This is a genomic window from Methanobrevibacter sp. (assembly GCF_045220775.1).
Taxonomy (GTDB): Archaea; Methanobacteriota; Methanobacteria; order Methanobacteriales; family Methanobacteriaceae; genus Methanocatella.
The window spans coordinates 1-7340 of sequence record NZ_JBGUWC010000156.1; the positions used below are offsets into that span (position 1 = coordinate 1).

7 protein-coding genes are annotated in these 7340 nt (G+C 32.2%); 5 read left to right on the top strand and 2 right to left on the bottom strand.

The window, feature by feature from the left end; translation table 11 throughout:
* The first annotated feature begins 269 nt into the window (after nucleotides 1-269).
* Nucleotides 270-449, top strand: coding sequence for a hypothetical protein (locus ACJROP_RS10055; protein WP_292847607.1), 180 nt, complete (start codon nucleotides 270-272; stop codon nucleotides 447-449).
* A 148-nt stretch (nucleotides 450-597) separates the two neighbouring features.
* A complete protein-coding gene (locus ACJROP_RS10060; RefSeq protein WP_406535335.1) occupies nucleotides 598-1374 on the top strand; it encodes a DUF389 domain-containing protein in 777 nt (258 codons plus the stop codon).
* A gap of 90 nt (nucleotides 1375-1464) precedes the next feature.
* Here the strand turns inward: ACJROP_RS10060 and ACJROP_RS10065 are convergent, their stop codons facing one another.
* Nucleotides 1465-2115: a site-2 protease family protein gene (locus ACJROP_RS10065; RefSeq protein ID WP_406535336.1), complete on the bottom strand. Its 651-nt coding sequence runs from the start codon at nucleotides 2113-2115 to the stop codon at nucleotides 1465-1467.
* Nucleotides 2116-2555: 440 nt separating this feature from the next.
* Between ACJROP_RS10065 and ACJROP_RS10070 the strand changes: the two genes are divergently transcribed.
* The 3 genes from ACJROP_RS10070 to ACJROP_RS10080 all read left to right on the top strand — a co-directional run bounded on the left by ACJROP_RS10070 (nucleotide 2556) and on the right by ACJROP_RS10080 (nucleotide 6160).
* On the top strand, nucleotides 2556-2999 hold the full coding sequence (locus tag ACJROP_RS10070; RefSeq protein ID WP_406535337.1) for a hypothetical protein: 444 nt from the start codon (nucleotides 2556-2558) through the stop codon (nucleotides 2997-2999).
* A gap of 515 nt (nucleotides 3000-3514) precedes the next feature.
* Nucleotides 3515-5101 (top strand): ABC1 kinase family protein, encoded by a 1587-nt coding sequence (locus ACJROP_RS10075; protein ID WP_406535338.1) that lies wholly within the window; start codon nucleotides 3515-3517, stop codon nucleotides 5099-5101.
* 162 nt (nucleotides 5102-5263) lie between these two features.
* Nucleotides 5264-6160: a hypothetical protein gene (locus ACJROP_RS10080; protein ID WP_406535339.1), complete on the top strand. Its 897-nt coding sequence runs from the start codon at nucleotides 5264-5266 to the stop codon at nucleotides 6158-6160.
* A 134-nt stretch (nucleotides 6161-6294) separates the two neighbouring features.
* On the opposite strand, the gene ACJROP_RS10085 is transcribed toward ACJROP_RS10080, so the two are convergent.
* On the bottom strand, nucleotides 6295-7104 hold the full coding sequence (locus tag ACJROP_RS10085; protein WP_406535340.1) for a zinc-ribbon domain-containing protein: 810 nt from the start codon (nucleotides 7102-7104) through the stop codon (nucleotides 6295-6297).
* Nucleotides 7105-7340 lie beyond the last annotated feature (236 nt).

Consider the following 7340-nt stretch of genomic DNA (forward strand, 5'->3'; position numbering starts at 1 on the left):
CAGATATAATAATTGTTTTTTATTTTCTTCCATGAAAAGATATTTGACATATAACACTATTTAAAATTGTTCGTTATTTGAACCAATCAAAAAATATTTTTTTATCCAAATCTAATTTTGTAGTTTAACTGTATCTTTAGCTGTTTTAAAAAGTGATGGAGTATGCTTTTTCAAGGGATTTTGGTGTTAAAAAATGTAGTTTATATATAAGATTATACCCATAATTTTAATTGATAATACATTAGCTAAGTAAGGATGGAGGTGAAACAATGAGAGGAATGGGTGGAATAATTGCTATACTTGTAGGTTTGATATTATTATTCCTCGCAATAGGACCTTTCTTTTTAAAGTTAGGCTTTAAATTGATGGGATTTGCTTTTGATTTAGTGTCCCTTTTAGGTTTAATTGCTATTATTGCGGGAATTGTTCTTTATATTAAAGGACATTAATTTTGGGAAATTTTTAGAAGTTAAATTATTTCTAAAAATTTTTCTACTTTAATTTTATAACATTTGAATAAGTATGATTCATTTTAAAAAGTTTTTATAGGATGGCATATTATATGCTATGCGTTATGATATATGATGGAATGAGAAAATGAGTGAAGATGGTAATCAAAAGGAAACATTAAAAGATGAAATTAAAAGGATATTTTCATTATCAGAGGATTCCGCATCAAATGAGGAGATCCGTTCACGCCTTTTGGATGGCGGAAAAATCACCGGCACAAATATGTGTGTGCTGGTATGTGCAATGGTAATTGCATCAGTCGGTCTCAATGTAGGCTCAACTGCAGTGATTATCGGTGCAATGCTGGTTTCACCTTTGATGGGAAGCATTCTTGCTTCAGCATATGCGGGTGTGGCTTCTGATTATTCACTTCTTCGAAAGCATACAATAGGTTTTGGAATGCAGATCTTAATCAGTGTTACTGCAGCAGCAATCTATTTTCTTTTATCTCCTGTTAAGGAACCGACAGCTGAATTATTGGCAAGAACAGGGCCGACATTCTTTGATGTGCTCATAGCCTTTTTCGGAGGACTTGCAGGAATCATCGGACAGACCCGAGAGGACAAGGTGAACACCGTAATTCCAGGTGTTGCAATTGCAACCGCATTGATGCCGCCGCTATGTACCTGCGGATATTCCATTGCAAACGGAAGATGGGACATGCTCCTTGGGGCAGGATACCTGTTCATCATCAACAGCTATTTCATTTTCATGTCTGCGGGCATTGTTTTGAGTGTTTTGAAAATTCCAAAAATGAGAGATTTGACACCAAAAGAATGGAAAACACGTCGTTTCAGAATGTTTGTCAATACAATTATCATAATATTGCCTAGTATAGCTGCTGTTTATTTCATGATGCATTAAATAAACCCTAAATAGTAAGGGTTTGTCAATGCTCTATGTTATAAACCTTTTTTTTTAAAAATAGGAATGAAAATTATATTTAAAAAATTTTTAAATACCTGACATTGATATAATAAGTTTTACCATATCCTCAGCACCTATTGATATGGATGTTAAGAGCATGATTACAGCAACGGCAAATATAATAATCCAATATTTAGCGTTCCATTTTAAAACTTTTGTTCCATCTAAACTGTAAAGAGGCAATAGGTTAAAAGTAGCCAAAAAGCTATTGACAGAAAATCCAACAGTACAAATTAAATATATTAATGTTAAAGTCATTGAATGGTCTTTAAAAGGATATGCTAAACTAGCAATTGCTATAAATATTAATGCAAGTCCCATATTGGCCATCGGTCCTGCAATGGAAATTTTTCCATTCATTTCATCACTAACATTATCTGCATATACTTCGGTTGATCCAGGTGCTGCAAATACCCAACCGATAAATGCTGTAGCAAGCGCAATTACCAATCCTAAGGGCCATGCCTTAAATTCAGCCTGATAACCATATTTCATTGCCACATATTTCTGTCCGAGCTCATGCAATAAACAGCCTATACCAGCACCAACCATAACAATCGGCAAAATTGAAATGAATCCGTGAACATTCAGTCCAACATTTGATATTGCAAAAGCAATTGAAATCACGATAAATGCAATAATCAAATCCCTTTTTTCATTTCTTGTAAATGTAAACATAATAATAGCTTCCTAAAATTCATTATTAAAAAATTATTTTAGATTACTCGTCTTTTAAAGTTAATATGAAACTTTTTAACAAAATCTTATGAATAAATTTTATTTTAACTAATATTTAAGCATTTTTATTTAAATAATTAAATAAACTAAAGGTCTTACAAAATTATTGAACGATTATGAGGATTATTGATGAATAATATCATTTATTTATAATTTTTTTGGTATTCGCCCTAAATCTAACACTATATTTTTATATATGATATAAATAAATAGTATTGTTTAATTAATTGTTAGTAGTCTAATCGTTGACTATAACATTATATAACAAAAGGGAAAAATATTCAAAGACTAAAGTCATCTGGAGAATATGGTTAACTGTTGAATAAAAAATTTGATATTAAAGTTAGGGTGAAATAATGTATAAAAAAGTGATATGTGCCTTGTTATTTGGTTTTTTAATCATCGGTGCTGCAAGTGCGGCAAATGATTTTAAAATTAATGATGGTTTTGATGAAGTCAACGAGTATTATTCTGTGAATGAGGAAAACGGTATGCATTTATGTATCTGGGATTATGACGATGAAATTATTCAGGAAAGTTATCTGAAAAACGATACTGATTATCGCATAGTTCCTGGGAACGATAATACTTATAACACTACCTATAATGGTCATAACTCACTAAGTGCTCTCATGTCTTATATAAGAACTAGTAATATTCCTTTAGATCATGGAGTTTTAGAAGTAGCGGAAGTAAATGGAGATAAGTATATTTTTTATACCTATATTGAATACGGAAGCGAAGATGATTGGCAAATATGTTATGATGAGTTAATGAAATTCAATGAAAACAATAACATAAAACCTTTAGCCGATGTCATATAATAGTCGGATGATTGTGTAAGATTTCTCCGATTTTTATTGGAGATTTCATTAATCATCATATTATTGCATTTAACATATTTGAATCAAAAAGATTATTTTTTCGGACCAAATCTATTGAATTTTTTTTTAATTTTAAAATTTTGAACAATTTTTAGAATATTGAATTTAGATGTGTTTTTTTGTTTTTTAATTTTGAAATTTTGAACATTTTTTAGAATATTATATTTGGAAGTGTTATTTGTTTTTTAATTTTGAAATTTTGAACATTTTTTAGAAGATTATATTTTGATGGATTTATTTGTTTTTTTTTTATGAACGGGTTTCAATAAAATCAATTATATTTATATATTAATAAAATAAAAAATATTAATGTTTTATTGATTTTATATTCCAATCGTTGACTATTAAGATTTTTTAGATGAACAAAAGGGAAAATATTCAGACTAAAAAATCATGTGGAAAGTATGGTTAACTGTTGAATATGAAATTTGATATTGAAATTATGGGTTGAGTATATGGCAAAACAAGATAAAAAAGTTGCAAGACAACGTTTTGATGAGATTATGGGTGTTGCAAAAAGGCACCACTTGGCAAAATTATTAAAAAACAATGAAGATGATGAAGATTTTGAAATCTCAGATTTAAGATATGCAATGGAAGAATTGGGTCCTGCATTCATTAAATTAGGTCAATTGTTAGCTACAAGGCCGGATATGGTCGGTAATGATATAGCTGATGACTTGAAATTGCTTAGGGACAATACTCCAGTAACTCCTTTTGATGAAATCAGAGAAGTTATTGAAGGCGAACTCGGACAGCCATTGGAAGAGGTATATTCCGACTTTAATGAAGAACCGCTCGGATCTGCATCAATCGGTCAAGTTTATAAAGCAACATTAAAGGAAAACGGCATGGATGTTGCAGTTAAAGTTCAAAAGCCTGGAATCCGTGAGGTTATTGAACCTGATGTAGTAGTATTGAATAAAGTGGCAGCAACAGTCGACAAACACATTTCAGGATCAAGGGTATATAACCTGCCTGCAATGGCCAAAGAATTCGAAAGGTCAATCTTCAAAGAATTGAACTACATGGAAGAAGTTAAAAACATTGGTAAAATTACAAAAAACTTTGAAGATGTAGAGTATATTAAAATTCCTGAAGTCTATCCACAATACTGTTCCTCTAAGCTCATAAATATGGAGCTTATTGACGGATATGAAGTGACTGAATTGTATGACAATGAAATTGAAGGCATCAACAATGCGGAAATTGCACAATACGGATGCCAATCCTACTTAAAACAAGTATTGGTCGACGGATTTTTCCACGCAGACCCACACCCAGGAAACCTATTCGTAACCCACGACAACAGACTCTGTTACATCGATTTCGGAATGATGGGAGTAGTAAACGACACATTCAGGTCAAACTTCGCTCAATTGATCTTGCTTCTGTTGGATGGAAATTCACACCATTTAATCAATCAAATGCTTTACATGAAAATCATCACACCGGAACAGAACACTGAAGAGTTCCAGGAAGATGTTGACGACCTATTGAACTCATACATCGGCGTTGACATGGATCAGATGGATGGAATATTCGACGATTTGATGAATGTGATGATTAAGCACAACATTATTCTTCCAAGAGAATTCGTAATGATTGGAAGAGGAATCATACTCATTGAAGAAGCTGGAGACAAATTGGATCCACACTTCAATCTCACAGGCGAACTTGAAAAATTCGCTAAAGACATGATCAAATCAAAATTCGAACCTGGAAACCTTGTTGGCGGTGGATTCAACTATATTGTTGAAATCGAACATTTATTAAAAGATTTGCCTGACAGGCTTAACAGCACTCTCGATAAGGTTGAAAGAGGGGAACTTGAATTAAATATGAACCATACAGGTTTGGATGATTTGAAAAATCAGTTATCCATATCATTGATTGTAGCTGCATTGCTTATTGGTTCATCTATCGCAATCCTGGCAGATAAGGGTCCAAAAATCTGGGACATTTCCGCAATCGGATTTTTCGGATTCGTATTAAGCGCAATTATTGGAATATATTTAATCTATAAATATCTAAGGGATTAAATATTCCCTTTACAATCTTTTAGGATGATTAAAAAAACATTTCATGTTCTATGGAGGATACATATTAAATTTATTATAAATTATTAAAAAACGGGAGGAATTCATATGTTAAACAATAAAATAAAATATATTTTAGTTTTGTTTATAATTTTATCTTTATCTATGAATGCTTTCAGTGCAACAAATTTCACTGATGATTCCACTGATGCTGCACTACAAAGCAGTTCAGTCGATAAAGTTGCTGCTGATGCAGCGGATGTAGCTGATGGCGGTTATGGCGATGGTGATGCTGCTGCTGCTAGTGGTGGTGATGGTGATGCTGCTGCTGGCGGTTCTGATACTGGTGGTGGTGATGCTGCTCTTAGTGATGATGCTGCTGTTAGTGGTGGTTCTGGTGCTGGTACAGGCGATGGTGCTGGTACAGGCGATGGTAATGGTACTGGTGCTGGTACAGGCGATGGTACTGGTACAGGTGATGGTTCTGGTGGCAAAACACCGGGTATAGGCGGCTTAGGTAATTTTACTGGCTTAGGCAATTTTAGTTTTGGTGGGAACAATACCACTGATTTTGACATAGCATCTATTCTCGATTACTTTATGAAAATGATGGGTGGTAATGAGACTAATACTACTAATACTACTAATACAACTACACCTGCTGAAACCGCTGATTCTGAAGTAAGTGATGTTCCTAAAGTTGTAACAAGCGCTTCTTATGCTCCTGCTTCACACGGCACTGCGAAAACAGTTCAGGCTCCTGCTGCAAAAACAGCTCAGCATGTTATCCAAAGACTTAGGGATAATACAACAATAAGTATTGATAATGCTTTAAGACTTGGAGACATCAACAAGCTATATGATTCTGATTTTACAAATGGGCACTTGCTTGTTTATGTTGATGGTAAATTAGTATTTAATGAAATTACTGCTGATGATTTATCAACTCCAATATTTGGAATTACTGATGATTACCTTGGACAACATCAAATCACAGTAGAATTCACAGCTAATGGAAATCAAAATACTAATAAATATACAGAGGATGTTTTAATTATATAATATCCTTTTTTTCTTATTTTTTTCGCTTTGACGAACTCTAATTTTTGCTGAACTTTTAACTCTATTTCTTAATGATTTAAATTAAAAAGTAAATAATCTGATCTGGATTTTCAAAACTTATCAAGTATAACAATTCATTCATAATCTTCACAAAAACGGCCATCAACTAAGACATGCCCTAAACTACAATAATAATAAGTACCGCTCATATCCTCAGTATAATCGCCAATTATCCCTCCGGTACTGTCTAAAATTTCTTCGCGGTAATATTGGCAACCCCAACCGCAATAGCCTCCATTACCCATTTTCTTCTCTGTTGTTCTTTTACGTTTCATTTCTTCTGCGATTCTAGCCTTTTCCTTTGCTTCTGCAGTTCTGGCTTTTTCCTGTTCTTTGCCCTTTTTTTCTAATTCTGCTTTTATGAAGTGTTTAATTTCTTCCTCGTTCATATTTTCTCTTTTATCAATAAGCTTATTTTGCAGATGGTCTTTAATGGAATCTACATGAATTTGGTCAATCCTGTTTTTTCTTATTTCTGATTTGATTTCTTCTGTTTCAAATATTTCATCAATAGTTTTTAATATTTTATTTTCTTCTTCTTTTTTGATTTTGTATTCATGTATTAATTGATTCACCCTAAATTCTACTCCTCCACTTTTGATTTTGCCTGAATCTATTTCTTTTTCAATCTGTTGTTTGATAGCGTTTCCGGTATTGGTAATATCCAAACCGTTTTCGAGTAATGCACCACTAAAAGTTGAATTGTATGATAATCTTCCACCAATTACTTTTTTAAGCTCTTTTTTGGCTTTTTCTTTTTCTATACTGTCTGATGGTGTTTTCAATAAATGTATATTTTGTTTATTTATTTTAGTTCCGCAGTTAGTACAGAAATTATCATCTTTTCCTAATTTAGTTCCACATTTAGTACAATAATTGGCCATATTATACTCCTCTCAGATTATTCTTCTTAAACAAATTTCAGTCAAGAACCTTATTTATATGTTGTGCATATTTTTTTAGTTTCTCATGTGGATAAAAATATTTAGCGATAGATTCAATACTAAATTAATTATAATTTTGATAGAGTTGTATGAATACTCATGAGATAGTTGTATTATTTACCTCTCAACACTGCTTTTTTTTTAAAATTTAATTTATATAGTATGATTTCTAAAAA